Here is a 21257-nt window from a genome sequence, read left to right as displayed (position 1 = left end):
GCCGGTCTGGTCTTTGATCTATCGCGGTTGCGATCTGCGCCCCGCTTACATCAGGAAATTCTGTACCTCACGCGAACAGGTTTCGAGCGACTTGCGCATTTTCTGGAAAGCTGCGGCTTCCAGCTGGCGGACGCGTTCCTTGGACAGGCCCAGCTCATCCCCGAGGCTTTCGAGAGTGCGGGGTTTGTCGCGCAGTTTGCGTTCGGTGATGATGAAACGCTCGCGATCGTTGAGCGCCTGCATCGCCTCTACCAACCAGGTGCGCAGCTGCCTGGTGTCGTGGCTTTCCTCAACCAGTTCGGCGGCTTGCGCACTGTCATCTTCCAGCGCCTCGATCCACTCGCGACCCTCATCCTCGGCTGATTGTACCGCGTTCAGCGAGAAATCCGCACCCGACAGGCGGCCGTCCATCATCTGCACGTCGCGCAGCGGCACGCCGATTTCGGTGGCGATTTTCTGGTGCAGCTGATGCTGGTCCAGCTGCTCTCCGCTGGCGGCGGCTTCGCGCTCCAGCTGGGCCTGGACGCGGCGCATGTTGAAGAACAGGGATTTCTGGGAGGAGGTGGAACCGGTGCGCACCATCGACCAGTTGCGCATCACGTAATCCTGAATGGAGGCCTTGATCCACCAGACCGCATAGGTCGAAAAGCGCACGCCGCGGTCCGGGTCGAATTTGTCAGCGGCTTTCATCAGCCCCAGACCCGCCTCTTGGATGAGGTCATTCATCGGCGCGCCGTAGCGTCGGAATTTCGAGGCCATGGAGATCGCCAGCCGCATATATGCGTTGATCAATCGATGGAGCGCCTGGACATCCCGCTCATCCCGCCAGGCGTAGGCCAGCTTGAGCTCGGTCTCGGCATCAAGCAACTCGGCCTTCATCGCCCGCTTGGGCAGTGGGTTTTCGATCATGGTATCAAGTGCCATTTTTCTTCCCCGTTGATGAGTTTGACCCTGTTACGTGGCGGCAGGCACATTGGATCAATTCTAAATTGGCAAAAATCCAAAGCGCCTGATCGGACCGCTGCGCGGAGGCCAGTTTGAGGCTGTGATCCGGGCCGAAAATGGTTCAGGCGATGGGCCTATGTCCGGCGTCGGTGATGTCTCGGGTCTTGGCAGTCTGCATTGGAATTGCGGTACGCTAACGCGCGAAATCCACCTTGGTTCCCGGATGATGCAAAATTCATGGTCATCGCGGATCTGTCAGCGGGGCGGCAGAGCGATTGCCGCACCCAATGCGCCACATGGGCCCTGCTAAGGCCCGGTTTGGCGATGTGCCCTATCTGGCGGTGCCTGTCGTTGGCCCGCAGCGATCCATAAGGATCCGCAGCGCAGGTTGACGCAGGCAAGGGGGCTGCGCATCTTGTGCTGCACTGCACCCGTCGATACCCAGTATCGCACCTTAGGACAGAAACAGGGTAATAAAATTGCCGTCGAAAGTCACTTTCATTCTTGGGGGCGCGGCCTCTGGAAAATCGGCTTTTGCCGAAGAAATCTGCGTAAAGTCCGGAAAAGACAGGGTTTATCTGGCCACGTCACAAGTGTTTGATCGTGAAATGCGCGCAAAAGTGGACCGCCACCTGCAACAGCGGGGAGAGGGCTGGACCACCCATGAGGCGCCAATGGATGTGGCGCCGGTCCTCGACTCGCTTGGTGCAGATCAGATCTGTCTGCTGGATTGCGCGACCATGTGGCTGAGCAATCATATGCTGGCAGAGGACGGTGATCTGGCGTCCGCGCAGAGGGATCTTTTGGATGCGCTGGCGCGCTGTGCCGCTGATGTGGTGGTTGTGTCCAATGAAACCGGACAGGGCATCGTCCCCGAAAACGCGCTGGCGCGGCGGTTCCGCGAGGCACAGGGGCGGCTGAACATCGAACTGGCCAAAGTGGCAGACACCGTTGTGCAGGTCACTGTCGGCCTGCCACATGTGCTGAAAGGTGCGCTATGAGCGAAAGCGTTCTGACGCGGTTGTTTCTGATCCGTCACGGGCCGACCCATGCCAAGACCATGGTCGGCTGGTCGGATCTGCCAGCGGATCTGTCCGACACCGCGGCGCTTGCACGGTTGCATGATTATCTGCCGCAGGAGGCGGTGGTGGTGTCCTCGGATCTGTCGCGCGCCCGCGACACCGCCTCGGCCATCGGCGGAGCCCGCGAGCGGCTGGCGGATCATCGCGACCTGCGCGAGATCCACTTTGGCGCCTGGGAGCTGCGCAGCTGGGCCGAGATTGACGCCGAATCCCCCGACCATATCCGCGCCTACTGGGAGACGCCCGGCGATGTGCGCCCCCCCGGCGGCGAGAGCTGGAACGAGGTTTGCGCCCGTGTCGATCGCGCCATCAATGCGCTGATTGCGCAGCATCGGGGCCGCAACCTGATCGTGGTGGGGCATTTCGGTCAGATCCTGACACAGATCCAGCGGGCCGCGCGGCTGACCGCAGAAGAGGCGTTTTCCCATCGCATCGACAATCTGTCGGTCACGGAGCTGAGCCATCAGGGGCTGGACTGGGATCGGGGCTGGAGCAGCGGGCGGATCAATCACATTCCGTGATGCATAGGCGCACAAATATTCGATTTGAGAATGGTTTCGCTGCGTCTAGCCTGTCTCTATGGCTTATCAACTTTATATCGGTGATCGCAAGTATTCCAGCTGGTCGTTGCGCGGCTGGCTGATGCTGGAAAAATTCAACCTGCCCCACTCGACCTCTTTGGTCGAGATGTTTTCGGGCACAATGGCAGCGCAGATGGCGCCCCTTGCGCCGGCGCGTCTGTTGCCGACGCTGGTTCTACCGGAGGGCACTGTGGTGGGGGAAACCGTCGCCATTGCCGAAACGCTTGCAGAGCGCCACCCAGAGGCCGGATTATGGCCCGCTGACCCGGCAGCACGCGCCACGGCGCGCTGGCTGGTGGCAGAGATGGCGTCGGGCTTTGGGGCGCTGCGCAGCGCCTGTCCGATGCAACTTGCCCAAATCTATCAGGGATTTGAGCCGTCAGATGCCGTTCTTGTGGATCTTGCACGGATCGAGACGCTGTTTGATCATGCCCGCGAGATCTCTGGTGCGGCGGAGGGCTGGCTGTTTGGTGATTATTCTCTGGCGGATGCCTTTTATGCGCCGGTTGCGGCGCGGATTGTTGGCTATGACCTGCCGGTGTCAGAGCGGATGCGGGCCTATTGCCGGCTGACCCTGTCGGACCCTGTTTTGCTGCAGTGGCAGGCCCGCATTGATGAAACGGTCTATGACACCAACCCCTATCCCGTCGACCTGCCCCACCGCCCTTGGGTGCTGGCCTAGCGGGACACGTAATCGTGGTGAAGAGATCGTAAATACGGCACGCCGTTAACGACTCCGAAACCACGATTGCCAAGCCTTTCTGCAGACCCACCTGAGGCCTGCAGAAAGGGGAGAGATGATTTCACGCGCCTATACCGTTGCCTTTCAGGGGGTAGAGGCCCGCCCGGTGGAGGTGCAATGCGCCGTGGCGCCCGGCCTGCCTGCGTTCTCCATCGTCGGGCTGCCAGACAAAGCGGTGAGCGAGGCCCGCGAACGGGTGCGCGCCGCCTTTGCCGCCCTGTCCATCGCCCTGCCCGCCCGCCGCATCACCGTGAACCTGTCCCCTGCCGACCTGCCCAAGGAGGGCAGCCATTTCGACCTGCCGATCGCGCTTGCCCTGCTGGCGGCGATAGAAATCATCCCGCCCGAGGCCGCATCGGAAAGCATCGCACTTGGGGAGTTGTCGCTGGATGGCTGCCTGATGCCTGTTGCCGGTGCCCTGCCTGCGGCAATGGCGGCCGCGAGCGAGGGGCGGCGACTGCTGTGTCCGGAGGCATCGGGTGCAGAGGCCGCATGGGTCCGCGATGCCACCGTGATTGGGGCTGCGACACTGGGGGATGTGCTGCGCCATTTCACCGGTCAGGGCGTCATCTCTCCCGCCCGCCCCGGTGAGGTGGTTGAGGACACAGGCTGCAAGGATCTGCGCGATGTAAAGGGACAGGACCGTGCAAAGCGGGCGCTGGAGATTGCTGCCGCGGGACGTCATCACCTGCTGTTTGTCGGCGCGCCCGGTTCCGGCAAATCAATGCTGGCCGCGCGCCTGCCCGGCATCCTGCCAATGCTGAGCGCGGCCGAAGCGCTTGAGACGTCGATGATCCAGTCACTGTGCGGCCTGATCGACAGCGGCGGCATCTGTCGCAGTCGACCGTTTCGCGCGCCCCATCACACGGCGTCGATGGCCGCAATCGTCGGAGGCGGCAGGCGCGCGCAGCCCGGTGAGATCAGCCTCGCCCATAATGGCGTGCTGTTTCTTGATGAACTGCCGGAATTCAGCCGTCCGGTTCTGGAAACCCTGCGTCAGCCGCTGGAGACCGGATCCGTCAATGTGGCGCGGGCCAATGCCCATGTCAGCTATCCCAGCCGGTTCATGCTGATTGCGGCGGCGAACCCCTGCAAATGCGGCGCGCTGAGCGATCCGGGCCGGGCCTGCGCGCGAGCACCACAATGCGCGCAGGACTACATGGGCCGCATCTCTGGCCCGCTGATGGACCGGTTTGATCTGCGGGTGGATGTTCCGGCGGTTGCGTTTTCCGATCTCGATCAGCCCGCCTGCGGTGAGGGCTCTGTCGAGGTGGCGCAACGTGTTGCCATCGCAAGGGAAATTCAGACGTCGCGCTATGATGGCTACGCCGGATTGCGCCAGAATGCGGACGCAGAAGGCAAGCTGCTGGAAGAGGTGGCCGCGCCAGACAGCGAGGGGCGCGCGTTGCTGTTGCAGGCTGCTGAACGCTTTGGCCTGACCGCGCGGGGCTATCACCGTGTGTTGCGCGTGGCGCGCACGATTGCCGATCTTGCCGGTGAGCCATTGATGCGCCGCCCCCATGTCGCCGAGGCGCTGAGTTTTCGCATTCCCGCCTGAGCGCAAAAAAAGACACCCGCCCCGGTGGGCAGGCGTCTGGCTGGATCAATCGGGCAGGATCAGACCTTGGCCTCGATCGCCTGCCAGATTTTTTCAGCGATGTTCACACCGTCAAAGCGCTCCAGCTCTTGAATGCCGGTGGGCGAGGTCACGTTGATTTCGGTGAGATAATCGCCGATGACGTCGATGCCGACAAAGATCTGGCCTTTTTTGCGCAGCAGCGGACCAATGGCGGCGCAGATTTCCAGATCGCGTTCGCTCAGTCCGATTTTCTCCGGGCGACCGCCCACATGCATGTTCGAACGTGTCTCGCCCGCGGCGGGAACGCGGTTGATGGCCCCGACCGGCTCGCCGTCGACCAGGATCACCCGCTTGTCGCCGTTTGAGACATCGGGCAGGAACTTCTGCACGATCAGGGGCTCGCGGCTGAAACCGGTGAACAGCTCGTGCAGAGAGGTCAGATTGCGGTCGTTTGCATCCAGACGGAACACACCCGCGCCGCCATTGCCATAAAGCGGCTTGAGGATGATATCGCCGTGCTTTTCCTTGAATGCCTTGATGGTCTGCAGATCACGGGCAATCGTTGTCGGCGGGGTCAGATCCGGAAAGTCGAGAACCAGCAGTTTTTCCGGATAGTTGCGGACCCAGAAGGGATCATTCACCACCAGCGTCGTGCCCTTGAGCCGGTCGAGGAGATGGGTGGAGGTGATGTAATGCATGTCAAAGGGCGGATCCTGACGCAGCCAGACCACGTCGAAATCAGCCAGATCGACCTCGCGCTCGGGGCCGAGCACTGCCGGGGATCCCGGCACCCGCTGGACCGTCATGTCCTGGCCACGGGCGGTGATGCGCCCTTCCTGATAGGCGAGCTGATCCGGGCCGTAGAAAAACAGCTCATGGCCGCGCGCCTGTGCCTCTTCGGCGAGACGGAAGCTGCTGTCGGCGTTGATATCGACCGCAGAGATCGGGTCCATTTGAAAGGCGATTTTCATGATGTCAGTCCCTCATGACATGGGCAGGTTGCAGGGCGTTTGGGCAGGTTGGTCGACAATGGGCCAGAACCCGGCGCGAACCGCTGCCCGGAATACATGGCCCAGCCGGGCCTTATGTTCAATGGTGCGCTGCCGCATGGCCCAAGGCGAAGGGATGGGAAAACCCCCCGTTTTCACAAAAAAGTGTGGAGAGTGCGGAACCAATTGCTGCACGGCTGAGTTGTTCTGCCAGTAATGAACGACATTACACTGACAACTAAGAGGATGGAAACAATGAAGAATCTGCTTCTCTCGACTGCAATCGCCCTGACCCCTGCAAGCGCTGTTATGGCGGCTGATCACGGGGACATGTTCCGCGCCGAAGCGGACCCGATGGCGATCCACGCCTCCGAGTTTATTGGCATGCGGGTGTACCGCTCTGATGTGGAAACCGCCGCTGATGAATACGCCGGCGTGCAGCAGGATTGGGATGACATTGGCGAAATCAACGACGTTGTTCTGAACCGCGATGGCACCGTTGACTCCATTCTGGTGGATATCGGCGGCTTCCTCGGCATCGGTGAGAACCAGGTGGCGGTTGATATGAAATCGGTGAAATTTGTTGCCGACAGCTCCACCGCCGAAGATCTGGATGACTTCTTCCTCGTGATGGATGCTCCGGTTGATGCGCTGAAGGACGCGCCGACCTACGACTGGACTCGCCAGGTCGAAGCAGAGGCAGAAGAGCTGAAGCAGGAAACAGCTGCGGCGGCGGGTGAGCTTAAGGACGATGCGGACGCGCTGGCGAAAGATGCCGAGCAGACCGCCGAGAACGCAGCCGACAGTCTGAAAGACCCCTTCGTGAAGGACGGCTATGTTGCGGCATCTGCCGAAGCGCTGACCAGCGAAGAGCTGACCGGTGCACCGCTTTATGACAGCAAGGACGAATGGATCGGCGAAGTGTCGCAGATCATCCTGACCGAACAGGGCAAGGTGGACATGATTGTGGCTGACATCGGTGGCTTCCTTGGTCTTGGTGAAAAGCCGGTTGCGCTGAAGCTGGGTGAGATGGACATCCTGCGCTCTGACGATGGGGACAACCTGCGGGTCTATGTCTCCATGAGCAAGGAAGAGATGGAGCAGCTGCCTGAATACGAGAAGTAATCACGCCATTCTGTCCATTGGGCACAGGTTGGGGGTGCGGGGCGTATGCTCTGCGCCCCCAATCCTGTTGCGGGGGCTACGTGAGGGCAATGGCGGCGACAGCGGCGGTGTCCGTCAGCCCTGACCATAGGCATTTTCCAGCACCTCGACATGGCCCGTACCATCCACCAGTGCCACGTCGATGCGGCAGTCGGTGAGGCTGCCCTTTGGTTCGCCCTCCAAGAACCGTGCGGCGCTGAGCATCATGCGCTGCATCTGGGTTTCGCTGATGCGAGAGACGGCGCTGTCACGGCTGCGGCTGTGCTTGACCTCGACAAAGATCACCATGGCGCCTTGCCGCAGGATCAGATCAATCTCGCTGCCGCCCTTGCGCCAGCGCCGGGCCGCGACCGTGCAGCCGATGCGTTCATAGTGGCGCGCGACCAGTTCCTCTGCCGCGTGGCCTGCGTGATGGGACTGTGCGCCGCGACGCTGCCGGGTGGTTCTCGCCCCTTTGTCAGAGCCTGCACCACCCTGCATGATCACCCCTCTCCCTTGGCGATTTCGAGCGCCAGTTGATAGATCTTGCGGCGCGGCATGTTGTGCATCTCTGCGACAATCGCGGCGGCGTCCTTGACCGAGTTCCCCTGCAGGGCCGCGCGCAGGTCGGTGTCTAGATCACCGTCGCTGACGCTGTCGCCGCGATGGCGGTCAACCAGAACCACGATCTCGCCCTTGACGGGGGCGTCCTCCAGCCCGGTGGCCAGGGTGGCCAGGCTGTCGCGGCGGATTTCTTCGAATTTCTTGGTCAGTTCGCGGCAGAGCGCGGCAGGGCGGTCGCCCAGGACCTCGGCCATGTCGCGCAAAGAGGCGGCGACGCGCTTGGGCGATTCATAGAAGATCAGCGTGCCGGGCACGGCCGCCAGCTCTTCCAGCCGTTTGCGGCGCGCGCCGCTGGCGTTGGGCAAAAACCCCGCAAAAAAGAACGCATCCGTGGGCAGCCCCGCCAGAGTGAGGGCCGCAAGCGCCGCCGATGGGCCCGGCGCAACCGTCACGAGATGGCCGGCTTCGGCTGCGGCGCGGCTGAGATTATAGCCCGGATCCGCAATCAGCGGCATGCCCGCCTCGGATGCGTAGGCAACCGATTGCCCGTCGTCCAGCGCGGCGAGAAGCTTGGCCCTTGCACCTGCACCACTGTGATCGTGATAGGCCACAATGTGACGGTTGTTCAGCGGAACTCCGTGGATTTCCATCAACTTACGCAGGGACCGCGTGTCTTCTGCCGCGATGACATCAGCGGATGCAAGCACATCCAACGCGCGCAAAGTGATGTCACGTGCAGTGCCAATGGGCGTTGCAACAAAGTAAAGGCCGCTAGGCAAATGGACGATCTTGTGATTCACGCTGGACCCGCCTTGTTGGTCGTTTATGATCCCTGAGGTACCACCACGGCGTACGCCGCCGGACAAGGGAGTTTCAAGTCCATTATGTTTGCTGTTTTTAAACACGCCCGCAAGGCGGCTTTGGCCGCAGTGACGGCAGTATCAACGCTTGCGTTGGTTGCCTGCGACACCCTGCCGACCGGCAGTGGGCCCACCATCAACACATCAAAACCCGTTCCTGTTGCACTGTTGGTGCCGCGTGGCTCGGCTCAGGCGGGCGATGCTTTGCTTGCCCAGAGCCTTGAGAACGCGGCGCGTCTGGCGATTGCGGATCTGAACGGGGTGCAGATTGACCTGCGCATCTATGACACTGCGGGCAACCCACAGCAGGCCGCAACGGCAGCGACCACAGCGATCAACGATGGCGCCCGTGTCATTTTGGGCCCGGTTTACGCTGAGGCTGCAAACGCCGCCGGTCTGGCAGCGGCGCAGCGCAACGTGAACGTTCTGGCGTTTTCCAACAACACCGCCATCGCGGGTGGCAACGTCTTTATTCTGGGTCCGACCTTTGACAACACCGCCCGCCGGCTGGCCGGCTATGCCGCCCGTCAGGGCAAGGGCAAAATGGTGATCGTCAGCGGCAGCGACCCCGCCGGTCAGGCAGGGCGCGTCGCTATTGAACGCGCCGCTGCAACGACGGGGGCCAATGTGGCCGGCGCTGTCAGCTACGAGCTGTCCCAGCAAGGTGTGATCAATGCGATTCCGACCATCCGCTCCGCTGTCGGTAGCAGCGGCGCGCAGTCGGTTTTCCTGACTGCAAATTCGGCAGGCGCCCTGCCCCTGCTGACCCAGCTGATGCCCGAAGCAGGCGTTGATCCGGCCATCACACAGTATGTCGGCCTGACCCGCTGGGATATCCCGTCCCAGACCCTGTCGCTGCCCGGCGTCCAAGGCGGCTGGTTTGCGCTGCCCGATCCGAACAAAACCTCGCAGTTCCGCGCCCGCTATCAGGGGACTTATGGCGCTGCGCCGCATCCGATCGGCGGTCTGGCCTATGACGGCATTGCAGCAATCGGTGCGCTGGTTGGCGCAGGCAAATCCGATGCGCTGACCGGCGCGGCCCTGACCCAGGGCAGTGGTTTCCAGGGCACTGGCGGCATCTTCCGTCTGCGTCCGGACGGCACCAATGAACGCGGCCTTGCGGTTGCAACCATCCAAGAACAGAAGGTCGTGGTTATTGAGCCAGCTCCCTCCAGCTTCGCCGGTGCCGGATTCTGATCCGGCACTGCCCGACACCCTGCACCTACCGCCCTTGCCGGGACCGCTGATCTGCGATCCCGGCAAGATCTTTGATGCCCGCGCGATCCGTCAGCAGATCACGGCCCTGTCCGAGGACTGCAACGGGGCGGATTTGCGCGCGGGGGTCGTCAAGATCCTGCGTGACGCCAACAAAGCCGGGCGCGCGGCCATTGCCGAGGCCTTCGGCGAAGAGCCCTTTGCAGCGCGCGCGCTGACACGATCCTATGTCTATCTGACCGACGGTCTGGTCACGGCCGCGCATTTCACCGCGACGCAGCTTTTGCATCCCATTGCCAACCCCACGCAGGGCGAACGTATCGCCGTGATTGCGGTTGGGGGATATGGCCGTGGGGAAATGGCACCGCATTCCGATGTCGATCTGCTGTTCCTGACCCCTTACAAGATCACCGCCTGGGCCGAGAGCGTCATTGAATCGATGCTCTACATCCTGTGGGATCTGCGCCTGAAAGTGGGCCATTCCAGCCGGACGATCCGCGACTGCATTCGCCTCGGCGGTGAGGATTTCACCATCCGCACGGCCCTGTTGGAGCAGCGGTTTCTGGATGGCGACGAGGCCTTGGCGCAGGAGCTGGGGGAACGGCTGCGTGGAGAGCTGTTTTCCAAAGACCCCAAGGATTTTGTCGAAGCCAAGCTGGCCGAACGCGATGCCCGCCACCTGAAACAGGGCCAGCGCTATGTCGTGGAACCCAATGTCAAAGAGGGCAAGGGCGGCTTGCGCGATCTGCAATCGCTCTACTGGATTGCAAAATACCTTTATCAGGTCGAGGACGTCGCCGAACTGGTGCCGATGGGGCTGTTCAGCCCCGAAGAGCTCGATTCATTTGCCAAGGCAGAGAATTTCCTCTGGGCTGCGCGGGCACATCTGCATCTGATCGCCAATCGCGCAACAGAACAACTGAGTTTCGACATGCAGGTCGAGGTGGCTGACCGCATGGGATATGAGGACCGATCGGGTCGGCGCGGCGTCGAGGTCTTCATGCAGGAGTATTTCCGCCACGCCACGACTGTGGGGGATGTGACCCGGATCTTTCTGACCAAGCTGGAAGAAAGCCACCTGAAGAACGAACCCCTGCTGGAGCGCATTTTCCGCCGTCGCCCGCGGGTGAAATCCGGCTACAAAGTGGTGCGCAACCGGCTGGACGTGGCTGATCCCGACGCATTCTGCGAGGACAAGCTGAACCTGCTGCGCATCTTCGAGGAAGCCCTGCGCACAGGCATGTTGATCCACCCGGATGCAATGCGTCTGGTAACGGCCAATCTGCATCTCGTTGATGAGGAGATGCGCAACGACAAGGAAGCCCAGCGGATCTTTCTTGATCTGCTGCTGAAACACGGCAACCCGGAACGTGCGCTGCGGCGGATGAACGAGCTGGGCGTGCTGAGCGCCTTTGTCCCCGAGTTCGAGCCGATCGTGGCGATGATGCAGTTCAACATGTATCATTCCTACACCGTGGACGAACACACCATTCAGGTGATCGCCAACTTTGCCGCCATCGAACGGGGCGAGCTGGAAGATGAGCTGCCGCTGTCGTCGGAGATCCTGCGCAAAGGATTGAGCCGCAAGGTGCTGCTTGTTGCCATGCTGTTGCATGACATCGGCAAGGGGCGCGAACAGGATCATTCGATCCTTGGGGCGCAGATTGCCCGACGCGTCGCGCCTCGGCTTGGGCTCAACAAAAGCGAGACCGAGACGGTCGAATGGCTGGTGCGTTATCACCTGCTGATGTCGGACATGGCGCAGAAACGCGACATTGCCGACCCGCGCACCGTGCGCGACTTTGCCAAGGCGGTGAAGACGATCAAGCGGCTGGACCTTTTGCTGCTGCTCACGGTCTGTGACATTCGCGGCGTCGGGCCTGATACCTGGAACAACTGGAAAGCGGCGCTGTTGCGGGCGCTGTACAACCAGACGCGCGAGGCGCTGGAAAACGGCATGGAGGCGCTGAACCGGGCCCATCGCGGCACCGAGGCCAAGAAAGCCCTGCGCGCCGCCCTCCCCGGCTGGCCCAAAGCCGATCTGAAGATCGAAACCGGGCGGCATTATGATCCCTACTGGCAGGGTCTGGATGTCACCGCGCATATCGATTTTGCCGAAATGCTGCGAGAGCTGACAGAGAGGGACAACCCCGCAGAGGTCATCATCCGCCTGCATCCAGATGAAGATCGGGATGCAACGCGGGCCTGTTTCTGCATGGCCGACCACCCCGGCATCTTTGCCCGCATCGCCGGTGCGCTGGCGCTGGTTGGGGCCAATGTGGTCGATGCGCGATCCTATACAACCAAAGACGGCTACGTCACCGATGCCTTCTGGATCCAGGACACCGAGGGCCACCCCTATGAGGCAGACCGCCTGCCCCGTCTCAGCCAGATGATCCACAAAACGCTCAAGGGCGAAGTGATCGCAGGCGAGGCGCTGAAGTCACGCGACAAGATCAAGAAGCGCGAACGCGCCTTCAACGTGCCCACGCATATCACCTTCGACAACGACGGCTCGGAGATCTACACGATCATCGAGGTGGACACCCGCGACCGCCCCGGGCTGCTGTATGATCTGGCCCGCACCCTTGCCGGAGCCAATATCTATATCGCCAATGCGGTCATCGCGACCTATGGCGAGCAGGTTGTCGATGCGTTTTACGTGAAGGATATGTTCGGGTTGAAATATTACTCCGAGGCCAAGCAGAAATCGCTGGAAGCCAAGCTGCGCAGTGCCATCGCCGAAGGGGCAAAACGGGCCGGATCATGAAGCCGATCAAACTGCTGTCGGGGTTTCTCACCGTTGGGTTCTGGACCCTGGCGAGCCGCATTCTGGGGTTTCTGCGCGAAATCCTGATCACTGCCTACATCGGGCCGGGTCCGTTGATGGACGCGTTTGTTGCGGCCTTTCGACTGCCCAACATGTTCCGTCGGTTCTTTGCCGAAGGCGCCTTTAACGCGGCTTTTGTGCCGATGTTTGCCAAACGTGTCGAAAGCGGCGACGACCCGCAGGGATTTGCCCAGGAGGCGTTCAATCTGCTGGCCGCGACGGTTTTGCTGCTGGTCGGGCTTGGCATGGTGTTCATGCCTGCGCTGGTCTGGGCCACGGCGGGCGGTTTTGTTGGCGATGCGCGGTTTGATCTGGCTGTCGGCTATGGTCAGATCGTCTTTCCCTACATTCTGTTCATGTCCCTTGCGGCACTGTTTTCCGGCGTTCTGAATGCCACTGGCCGTTTTGCTGCAGCGGCGGCGGCGCCTGTGTTGCTGAACATCTTTGCCTGTGCCGCAATGGTGGCTGGCGCCGTTCTGGGCGGCGAGGTCATCAGCTGGCTGATCTGGACCATTCCTGTGGCAGGCGTTGCGCAGCTGGCGCTGGTCTGGCGCGCCACCAGCAAGGCTGGCATTCACCTGCGCCCCGGTCTGCCGCGTTGGACGCCGCAGATGAAAACGCTGGTGCGAGTGGCCCTGCCTGCGGCGCTGGCGATGGGGGTGACGCAGATCAATCTGGTGGTCGGCCAGCAGGTTGCCTCTGACATTGAAAACGCCGTGAGCTGGCTGTTTGTGGCGGACCGGCTGTATCAGCTGCCGCTCGGCGTTGTGGGGATTGCCATCGGGATCGTGCTGCTGCCGGATCTGTCGCGCCGCCTGCGGGCGGGCGATGATGCGGGGGCGCGCGATGCCTTTTCCCGCGCGGGGGAGTTTTCCTTGCTGCTGACCCTGCCCTCGACCGCCGCGTTTCTGGCGGTGCCTGTGGTGCTGGTTTCGGTTCTATATGAACGCGGCGCAACCGGGGCCGATGACGTGGCCGCCATCGCGCTGGCAGTGGCGATCTATGGCGCGGGCCTGCCGGCATTCGTGCTGCAAAAGGTGCTGCAGCCGCTGTATTTTGCCCGCGAAGATACCCGTTCGCCGTTTCATTATGCGCTGGTGGCAATGGTCATCAACGCGGCGCTGGCCTTTGGCCTGAAACCCTATCTGGGCTGGATCGCCCCCGCCATTGCCGCCACTGTGGCGGGCTGGGCGATGGTGGCCTGCCTGTGGCTGGGCGCCCGCCGCATGGGAGAGGTCGCGCGGTTCGACCAGCGGTTCTACGACCGGAGCCTGCGCATTCTGGCCGCCTCTGCCATCATGGGAGCCGTGCTCTTTGGTGTGGTGCAGCAGTTTGGCTGGCTGTTCTACCTGCCCAGCTGGCGCTATCTCGCGCTTTTGGGGCTGATCGTGCTGGGCGCAGTGGTCTATTTCGGCGTCGCTCAGGTGATCGGCGCGGTGCGGCTGGGGGATTTGAAACGCTCCGTCCGCCGGGGCGGCAAGGCATAGACACCTCACGCGCCGGACACGGCCCCAGCACCGGCGCTGTTGTTTCCGGCGCTGAGTATCTGTGCCGGCCCTACTCTCGGCGGATGCGGTTGCGGATGCGGGCCCAGCCGCCGGGGGCGAGGAAGAAGGACAGGCCGAAGCCGGTGGCAAAACCACAGAGGTCCGCGACCCAGTCCAATGTGCCGCCGAACAAAAGGCCGAACAGCAGCTGGATCCCCATCAGGAACGCAATCAGCGTGAAGGCGCGGCTTTGCTGGGCGCCGACCAGCGACAGCTGACGCCACAGAATATAGGTAAAGGCCCCGATCAGGCCGTAGACGGCGGGAAAGCCCCCAACCAGCGGCACCGGGGATTGGGTCAGCAGCGCATATCCCAAGGCCCCGCCGATCCCAGAAATCACAAAAATCAGCACCATCGCGGCATCGCCAAACAGCTCTCCCACCATTTTGCCCATGGCCAGCACAAAAACGCAGACAAACAGCGTCTGGGTAAAGGCCACATGCACAAATGGGTAGGACACAAAGCGGATCAGATGCTCGGCCGGCCACTGCCCGGTTTCCCACATCCAGGCAAAAATCTCGGCTGAGAAGGCATAGCTTTGGACTGCATCAAGCCGCCAGCCAATGGCCTCTGGCCCGCCGACAATGCCACGGGCGCCCAGCGAAAACGCCGCCTCGATGCCCATGATGATCAGCACCAGCGCGATCACACCGGGGGGCAATGGGTTCACGGGGGACGGTTCTCTGACGTGGTCCATCTGGGGGCTTTCTCCTGCTCGCCTGCTTTATCGCCTCGCCCTGGCCCGCACAGCGGATCCGCGCGCGGTTGACGACGGTTCCTGCCATGGTTAAGCCACTGAGCATCCTAATTCCAGACGGGAGTTTCTCGATGACCGAGACCACATTCACGCCTCGCGTGTTTTCCGGCATCCAGCCCTCGGGCAATCTGCACCTGGGCAACTATCTTGGCGCGCTCAAGCGGTTCGTCGACTGGCAGGCCAAGGACGTGGAAAGCATCTACTGCATGGTGGATCTTCACGCGATCACCGTCTGGCAGGATCCGGCGGATCTGAAGAAATCCACGCGCGAGCTGTGTGCGGGTTTCATCGCGGCAGGGCTTGATCCGGAGAAGTCCATTCTCATCAACCAGAGCCAGGTGCCCGAACATGCGCAGCTGGCCTGGGTGTTCAACTGCGTCGCGCGCATGGGCTGGATGCAGCGCATGACCCAATGGAAGGACAAGGCTGGCAAAAACGCGCAGAACGCGTCGCTTGGTCTTTTTGCCTATCCTGCGCTGATGGCGGCTGACATTCTGGTCTATCACGCGACCCATGTACCGGTGGGTGAGGATCAGAAACAGCATCTTGAGCTGACACGGGACATCGCGATCAAGTTCAACCATGACTATGGCGTGAACTTCTTCCCCGAAACCGAGCCGGTGATTGAAGGCGCGGCAACCCGCGTCATGAGCCTGCGCGATGGTTCCAAGAAGATGTCGAAGTCCGATCCCTCGGATGCCAGCCGCATCAACCTGACCGATGATGCGGACGCCATCGCCAAGAAGATCCGCAAGGCCAAGACCGACCCGGAGGCGCTGCCGTCCGAAGCAAAGGGCCTGGAAGAGCGCCCCGAAGCACGCAACCTCGTCAATATCTATGCCGCAATGGCAGAGATGAGCGTCGATCAGGTGCTGGCAGAGGTGGGCGGCAAGCAGTTCTCGGAGTTCAAACCGATGCTTGCGGATCTGGCTGTCGCCAAGATGTCTCCGATCACCACCGAGATGGCCCGGCTGATGGAAAACCAGGACGAGATCGACAAGATCCTCGCCCGTGGCTCGGAACGCGCCCGCGCGATCACCGCCCCCATCCTGAGCCAGACCTACGACATCATCGGCATGGTGCGCCCTGTCGAGGTCTAAGACCGGTCAAGCCCAGGCACTGACATGACTTTTTGACCGCCCCGCATTGGGGCGGTTTTCTTTTGCGCCGCTGCTGCGCAACTTTCTTGTGAGTCATCCGTTGTCTTTCTGTGGCCATGTGCCGGAACAGAAAGGAACCGACATGAAACCGGGTATTTTCAAATCATCCACGGCGCTCGCGGTGATGATCTCGCTGGCAGCCCCTCTTCCTGCCCTGTCGCAAAACAAGGGCGGCAAGCAGATTGATCTCAGCCAGATGTCTGTAGGTGAAATCAGCGATCTGGTGGATCGATGCCGCAAGCGGGCGGAACGCACCCAGAAGAAACTGGCCGCAGGTCAGGAGGTCGAAGAAAAGACCGGCAAGATCGCCAAGTTCTGCAAGGCCTATGGCACTGGTGCCTTTGACGCGGATTTGCCCGGCGAGCTGCAATCCACCAGCGTTCTGGCCAGCGTCGCGGAGCTGACTGCAGACGCAGACGCAGACGTGCAGGCCGAAGCCGAGGTGCAGGCATCGGAACCCACGGACGCGCCGCCGATCGAAGGCGCGGACACCCAGCCAACCGAAGGCGCAGAGACCCAGCCGCAGGCGGACGCCGCAGAGAAGGCTGGCACGGACACCACTGCTGAAGCTGACACCGAGAGTGCGCCCGCCCCCCAAACCGACGCGCCTGCAGAGACGTCCGCTGCAGACGATGTAACAGAGGCTGCTGATGGGTCCGAGGCGACGGCGGAGGCCATTGCCGCAGATCTGGCCCAATCGCAGGAGGAAGCGGACGAAGGCACCGACAATCCCGAACTGGCCGAAATCGACAGCCAGGCCCAGGCCGATGCGCTGGACGGGGACGGCAGTGCAGCCAGCGCCGCAGCTGCCAGCGCTGGCGATCCGAGCACAGAAGCGGCAGAGCCCGAAGTGATTGAGGAAGTCGTCACCGAGGAGACCGCCCGCAGCTCTGACGAGGAGTTCGAAACCGCTGTTGGCGACGCGGCCCCGGCCCCGCAACAGAACGCAGCGGCGGCCGAAGAAGATGACAGCGGTCTGTCCACCCGCGAGCGCAATGTCCTGTTGGGGCTGGGAGCCTTGGCGATCGGCACGCTGTTGAACAACGGCAGCAAGGTTGTCGCCAATTCGGGCGACCGCGCCATTGTCGAGCAAAACGGCCAATACCGTGTGCTGAAGGATGATGACGCGCTGCTGCGTCAGCCGGGGTCGAATGTGACCACCTACCGCTTCGCCGATGGCTCGACCCGCACTGTGGTTGTGCGCGAAAACGGGGTTGAGGTGGAAACCATCCGCTCTGCCGAAGGGCGGGTTTTGCGCCGCACCAAATTGCTGCCGGATGGGCGCAGCGTGGTGCTGTTTGATGACACCCAGAAAGCAGAGCGCGTGGTCGTCAACGAGCTGCCACAGGTTCAGGAGGACCGCAACGCCGTCTCCAGCAGCAGGGCCGTTTCTGCCGAGGATCTTGCAGCTGCGCTTGCCGCACAAGATGCCAAGTCGGTAGAGCGCCGTTTCTCGCTGGCGCAGATCCGCAACATTGATGCGGTGCGTCGCCTGACGCCGGTCATCAACGTGGATTCGGTGAACTTCGACACTGGATCGTCGGTGATCCGCCCGCAGGAAGCGGAGGAGCTGGCGGCCCTTGGCAATGCCCTGCGTGAGCTGATCGACCGCAACCCCGCCGAGGTGTTCCTGATCGAAGGCCACACCGATGCGGTTGGGGCTGCGACCTTCAACCTTGCGCTATCGGACCGTCGCGCGGAAACCGTGGCGCTGGCGCTGACCGAGTATTTCGACGTACCCCCGGAGAACATGGTGGTGCAGGGCTATGGTGAGAGTGATCTGGCTGTGCGCACCCTTACGGCCGAGCGCGCGAACCGCCGCGTGGCCGTGCGCCGCATCACCCAACTGCTGAGTGGCGCGCAGTAATCGCGCGGTCCGTTCGTATCAACAGACAGACACACCCCGGCGCCTTGAAACGCGGCGGGGTGTTTTGCGTTCCGTGGAGGGCATCGGAGCGTTATGACCGACCCCGGCCTGATGTGCCAACGTGATAGGGGCAGAATTGGAGCGGCTGTATGGTCACGCTGTCCTGCTCAAACGACACAACAGCAAGTTCGGGCGCTTCGGCGCTTGGGGTGAAGCTGTTCCAGTCCCATTCTGGCTGCGGTGGCGGCGCCTGATAGAGCACAGAACGCAGGGCCGTGAAGGGGATGCCCCGGATGGTGCCGGTCACGGATCGGTGCACATGACCAACGCAGAGATGGCGGACGTTTGCCCGGCCTTCGATGATCTCAAGAAAGCGCGCACCATGTTCCAGCCGCGCGCTGTCCTGCATGGGCAGACCCAGCGGCATTGGCGGATGGTGGAGAAACAGAAGAACCGCCCTGTCTTGTGCTGCGTCTAATGTGTTGGTCAGCCAGCGGGCGCGCTCGGCGCAGAATTCGCCCTCCGACGCGCCCGGTTTGAGAGTGTCCAGACACAGGATGAGCCCAGCCGGAGTGTCCACGGAGTATTGCAGAAAACCGTCCATGCAGCTGTCCGGCACCTGAAACTGCGCGCGCAGCAGATCCCGGTCATCATGGTTGCCCACCATCGGCAGACAGGGGATCGCCAGTTGGTCGAGGCGGTCAGCCAGATCGGCATAGTTGCGGGCGGTGGCGGTCTCTGCCATGTCGCCGGAAATCACGCAGTAAGAGGCGTCGGAATGGTGCTGGTTGATATAGGCGATGGCTGCATCAAGGCGCAGTTGCGGGTCATGACCCAGGATCTCTCCACTGTGCTGGAAATGCAGATCTGACATCCAAATCAGTTTCATCGAAATCACGTCCCGGCCGGTCCGGCCCAATAAATCCGACGTGACTATGGTGCAAATTCACTGTCTGGCGCAAGCCGGGGCACATCCCGACCTGCTGTTTGGTCGCCGCCCCTAAAGCCTGCCGACCCCGCCGAGGGTCAGGTTTGCGACCACATCGGCGTAGGATTCACGCGCGTCAGAGCCTGCGCCGGAGTTCCACATGTAATACCAATTCAACATGCCAAAGACCGACATCGTGGCAGAGCGCAGTTTTTCGCTGTCCTGGGCCAATGTGGTGGGTGCGACGGCTGCGAGCGCGTCGCTGACCACCTGGACCAGTTCCCGTTGATAGGCGCGCAGCAGCTTTTGCTGGTCTTCCGGCAACGCGCCCATTGCACTGATCTGAACCTGATGTTCGTGGTCCGCGCCCTGATAAGCCAGCAGGATTTCCGACACGATGCGGCGCAACCGCTGATCGGGGGACAGCGCGCTGACATCGACGCCACAGACCCGGTCGCGCAGCTCGCTCAGGTAGGTGTCAAGGACGCCGAACAGGACGGCATCCTTGCTGTCGTAGTAGTGATAGATATTGGCCTTGGAGATCCCGCACTCTCGCGCGAGTTGGGTCATCGAGGCGCGGTCGAACCCTGCCTCGGCAAACACCTTGGCCGCAGATTTCAGAATCTGGGCGCGTTTCTCGTCGTGGTCTTTTGCGATCGTGCGGGCCAAGCGGGGTTACTCCTTGCTGCGGTTGTCGACGACGCGCTTGGCCTTGCCCTGGCTGCGCTCCACCGAACCCGGCTCGCCTACAATGATCTCGGTCGAGACGCCAACCATATCCTTGATGCGCTTGGTCAGCATCCGCGCGGCCGCGGTCTTGCTGAGTTCGTCGGTGGCATCGGGATTGGCCTCTACAAAGACCCGCATCGCGTCCATGCGGCCGGATTTGTAGAGCTCGATCTGGTAGTAAGGCGCGAGGCCGCCCGTAGCCAGCAGCTGCTCTTCCACCTGGCTGGGAAAGACGTTGACGCCGCGCAGGATGATCATGTCGTCGCTGCGGCCAGTGATCTTTTCCATCCGCCGCATCGAGCGTGCGGTGCCCGGCAGGAGGCGTGTCAGATCGCGGGTGCGGTAGCGGATCATTGGCAGGCCTTCCTTGGTGAGCGTGGTGAACACCAGTTCGCCCAGCTCGCCATCCGGCAGCACCTCGCCCGTCTGCGGGTCGATGATTTCCGGCAGGAAGTGATCTTCCCAGATCACCGGGCCATCCTTGGTCTCGACGCATTCGTTGGCGACACCCGGCCCCATGATCTCGGACAGGCCGTAGATATCGACCGCATGCATGTCAAAGGCGTCCTCGACCTCCTTGCGCATGGCGTCGGTCCAGGGTTCGGCGCCAAAGACACCCACCTTGAGCGAGCATTCGCGCGGATCCATGCCGACCTTGAGGTACTGCTCCAGAATGTTGAGCATGTAGGAGGGCGTCACCATGATGCCGTCGGGTTTGAAATCGGTGATCAGGCCGACCTGTTTTTCGGTCTGGCCGCCCGACATCGGCACCACAGTGGCGCCCAGACGTTCGATCCCGTAGTGCGCGCCAAGCCCGCCGGTGAACAGGCCGTATCCGTAGGCGTTGTGCACCATATCGCCCTTGCGCAGGCCAGACGCCCGCAAGCTGCGCGCCACCAGATCCGCCCAGTTGTCGATGTCGCCCTTGGTATAGCCCACCACCGTCGGCTTGCCGGTGGTGCCAGAGGAGGCATGGAGACGGATGATTTCACTGCGCGGCACGGCAAAGAGGCCGAACGGGTAGTTGTCGCGCAGGTCGTTCTTGTAGGTAAACGGGAACTTCGCCAGATCAGACAGCTGTTGCAGATCGTCCGGATGCACGCCTGCCGCGTCGAACCGCTCGCGATACATGGGCACGTTTTCATAGGCGTGGCGCACCGACCATTTCAGCCGGTCCAGCTGAAGGGCGCGGATTTCATCGATCGAGGCAATCTCGATCGGGTCCAGATCAGCCTTGTTGGGGGTCAGGTCTTTCATTGGCGTCCTCCACACCGTTTGGTCGTCTCAATTGGCGGCTCAGTCAGTCGCCCTGTTTCTCGTCAAACAATTGGCCTTTGATCGCCCGCGAAAACCCGCGGAACTCGGCTATTTTGGTGCCGTCCTGATTGGTGACAGTGACATCATAGATGCCGCTGCGCCCGGTCAGTGACAGCTCTGTTGCGGTGGCAATCAGCCGGTCGCCCAGCCGTCCGGGCGCGGTGTAGCTGATGACATTGTGCTGCGCGACGGTGGCCTGATTGCGGCTGTTGCAGGCAAAGGCAAAGGCGCTGTCGGCCAGCATGAAGGTCACCCCCCCGTGGCAGATACCGTGGCCGTTGCAGTGGTGCTGGGTGACGATCAGCTCCAGCGTGGCGGCGCCCTCATCCACATGGGTGATCTCCATGCCCGCCCATTTGGAGGCATGGTCATCCGCCCACATCGCGGCAGCGGATTTCTCGGCGCGTTCCTTGGGGGTCATG

The 21257-nt window shown here is 62.0% G+C and carries 19 protein-coding genes; 10 read left to right on the top strand and 9 right to left on the bottom strand.

Annotated elements, in window-relative coordinates; all coding sequences use genetic code 11:
* Positions 1 to 45: 45 nt before the first annotated feature.
* Positions 46 to 924: an RNA polymerase factor sigma-32 gene (locus tag KUV39_RS07050; RefSeq protein ID WP_008562072.1), complete on the bottom strand. Its 879-nt coding sequence runs from the start codon at positions 922 to 924 to the stop codon at positions 46 to 48.
* A gap of 500 nt (positions 925 to 1424) precedes the next feature.
* Between KUV39_RS07050 and cobU the strand changes: the two genes are divergently transcribed.
* The 4 genes from cobU (at position 1425) to KUV39_RS07030 (ending at position 4908) form a co-directional block, all read left to right on the top strand.
* Complete coding sequence (gene cobU, locus KUV39_RS07045; protein ID WP_222459345.1) at positions 1425 to 1946, top strand: bifunctional adenosylcobinamide kinase/adenosylcobinamide-phosphate guanylyltransferase; 522 nt, start codon at positions 1425 to 1427, stop codon at positions 1944 to 1946.
* Positions 1943 to 2548, top strand: a complete 606-nt coding sequence (locus KUV39_RS07040) for a histidine phosphatase family protein (protein ID WP_222459344.1) — start codon at positions 1943 to 1945, stop codon at positions 2546 to 2548. Before cobU ends, KUV39_RS07040 begins: the two co-directional genes overlap by 4 nt.
* Before the next feature lie 58 nt (positions 2549 to 2606).
* Entirely contained in the window at positions 2607 to 3290 is a 684-nt protein-coding gene (locus tag KUV39_RS07035; RefSeq protein ID WP_222459343.1) for a glutathione S-transferase, read from the top strand.
* A 115-nt stretch (positions 3291 to 3405) separates the two neighbouring features.
* Positions 3406 to 4908, top strand: coding sequence for a YifB family Mg chelatase-like AAA ATPase (locus tag KUV39_RS07030; protein ID WP_046210809.1), 1503 nt, complete (start codon positions 3406 to 3408; stop codon positions 4906 to 4908).
* A 59-nt stretch (positions 4909 to 4967) separates the two neighbouring features.
* Here KUV39_RS07030 and gshB read toward each other — a convergent pair whose 3' ends face one another.
* Positions 4968 to 5900: a glutathione synthase gene (gene gshB / locus KUV39_RS07025; RefSeq protein ID WP_222459342.1), complete on the bottom strand. Its 933-nt coding sequence runs from the start codon at positions 5898 to 5900 to the stop codon at positions 4968 to 4970.
* A gap of 273 nt (positions 5901 to 6173) precedes the next feature.
* Between gshB and KUV39_RS07020 the strand changes: the two genes are divergently transcribed.
* Positions 6174 to 7043: a PRC-barrel domain-containing protein gene (locus tag KUV39_RS07020; protein ID WP_222459341.1), complete on the top strand. Its 870-nt coding sequence runs from the start codon at positions 6174 to 6176 to the stop codon at positions 7041 to 7043.
* Positions 7044 to 7157: 114 nt separating this feature from the next.
* On the opposite strand, the gene KUV39_RS07015 is transcribed toward KUV39_RS07020, so the two are convergent.
* Positions 7158 to 7562, bottom strand: coding sequence for a YraN family protein (locus KUV39_RS07015; protein ID WP_008561703.1), 405 nt, complete (start codon positions 7560 to 7562; stop codon positions 7158 to 7160).
* 2 nt (positions 7563 to 7564) lie between these two features.
* Positions 7565 to 8425, bottom strand: coding sequence for a 16S rRNA (cytidine(1402)-2'-O)-methyltransferase (gene rsmI, locus KUV39_RS07010; protein WP_222459340.1), 861 nt, complete (start codon positions 8423 to 8425; stop codon positions 7565 to 7567).
* Between the two features lie 84 nt (positions 8426 to 8509).
* On the opposite strand from rsmI, the gene KUV39_RS07005 reads away from it, so the two are divergent.
* From KUV39_RS07005 to murJ, 3 genes are read left to right on the top strand one after another with little or no spacing between them, the layout of a single operon-like run.
* Positions 8510 to 9682, top strand: a complete 1173-nt coding sequence (locus KUV39_RS07005; protein WP_222459339.1) for a penicillin-binding protein activator — start codon at positions 8510 to 8512, stop codon at positions 9680 to 9682.
* Positions 9669 to 12470, top strand: coding sequence for a [protein-PII] uridylyltransferase (locus KUV39_RS07000; protein WP_037302530.1), 2802 nt, complete (start codon positions 9669 to 9671; stop codon positions 12468 to 12470). Before KUV39_RS07005 ends, KUV39_RS07000 begins: the two co-directional genes overlap by 14 nt.
* Positions 12467 to 14017 carry a murein biosynthesis integral membrane protein MurJ gene (murJ, locus tag KUV39_RS06995; protein WP_168578114.1) on the top strand — a complete coding sequence of 517 codons (1551 nt, stop codon included), beginning with the start codon at positions 12467 to 12469 and terminating at the stop codon, positions 14015 to 14017. Before KUV39_RS07000 ends, murJ begins: the two co-directional genes overlap by 4 nt.
* Before the next feature lie 70 nt (positions 14018 to 14087).
* On the opposite strand, the gene KUV39_RS06990 is transcribed toward murJ, so the two are convergent.
* Positions 14088 to 14774, bottom strand: coding sequence for a rhomboid family intramembrane serine protease (locus tag KUV39_RS06990; protein WP_222459338.1), 687 nt, complete (start codon positions 14772 to 14774; stop codon positions 14088 to 14090).
* Positions 14775 to 14905: 131 nt separating this feature from the next.
* Between KUV39_RS06990 and trpS the strand changes: the two genes are divergently transcribed.
* Together trpS and KUV39_RS06980 are read left to right on the top strand one after the other, a co-directional pair.
* Complete coding sequence (trpS, locus tag KUV39_RS06985) at positions 14906 to 15934, top strand: tryptophan--tRNA ligase (RefSeq protein ID WP_008560196.1); 1029 nt, start codon at positions 14906 to 14908, stop codon at positions 15932 to 15934.
* Positions 15935 to 16076: 142 nt separating this feature from the next.
* Positions 16077 to 17861: an OmpA family protein gene (locus tag KUV39_RS06980; protein ID WP_222459337.1), complete on the top strand. Its 1785-nt coding sequence runs from the start codon at positions 16077 to 16079 to the stop codon at positions 17859 to 17861.
* A gap of 91 nt (positions 17862 to 17952) precedes the next feature.
* On the opposite strand, the gene KUV39_RS06975 is transcribed toward KUV39_RS06980, so the two are convergent.
* From KUV39_RS06975 to paaI, 4 genes are all read right to left on the bottom strand, one after another.
* Positions 17953 to 18750, bottom strand: a complete 798-nt coding sequence (locus KUV39_RS06975) for a phosphodiesterase (protein WP_244998258.1) — start codon at positions 18748 to 18750, stop codon at positions 17953 to 17955.
* A 111-nt stretch (positions 18751 to 18861) separates the two neighbouring features.
* Positions 18862 to 19458: a TetR/AcrR family transcriptional regulator gene (locus KUV39_RS06970; protein ID WP_222459335.1), complete on the bottom strand. Its 597-nt coding sequence runs from the start codon at positions 19456 to 19458 to the stop codon at positions 18862 to 18864.
* 6 nt (positions 19459 to 19464) lie between these two features.
* On the bottom strand, positions 19465 to 20775 hold the full coding sequence (paaK, locus tag KUV39_RS06965) for a phenylacetate--CoA ligase PaaK (protein WP_222459334.1): 1311 nt from the start codon (positions 20773 to 20775) through the stop codon (positions 19465 to 19467).
* Positions 20776 to 20818: 43 nt separating this feature from the next.
* Entirely contained in the window at positions 20819 to 21256 is a 438-nt protein-coding gene (gene paaI, locus KUV39_RS06960; protein ID WP_222459333.1) for a hydroxyphenylacetyl-CoA thioesterase PaaI, read from the bottom strand.
* Between the last annotated feature and the right edge of the window lies 1 nt (position 21257).

It is taken from the genome of Phaeobacter italicus, assembly GCF_019801785.1.
Classification (GTDB): domain Bacteria; phylum Pseudomonadota; class Alphaproteobacteria; order Rhodobacterales; family Rhodobacteraceae; genus Phaeobacter; species Phaeobacter italicus.
Note: the sequence above shows the minus strand (reverse complement) of the source record. Positions and strands in the feature narration are given on the sequence as shown.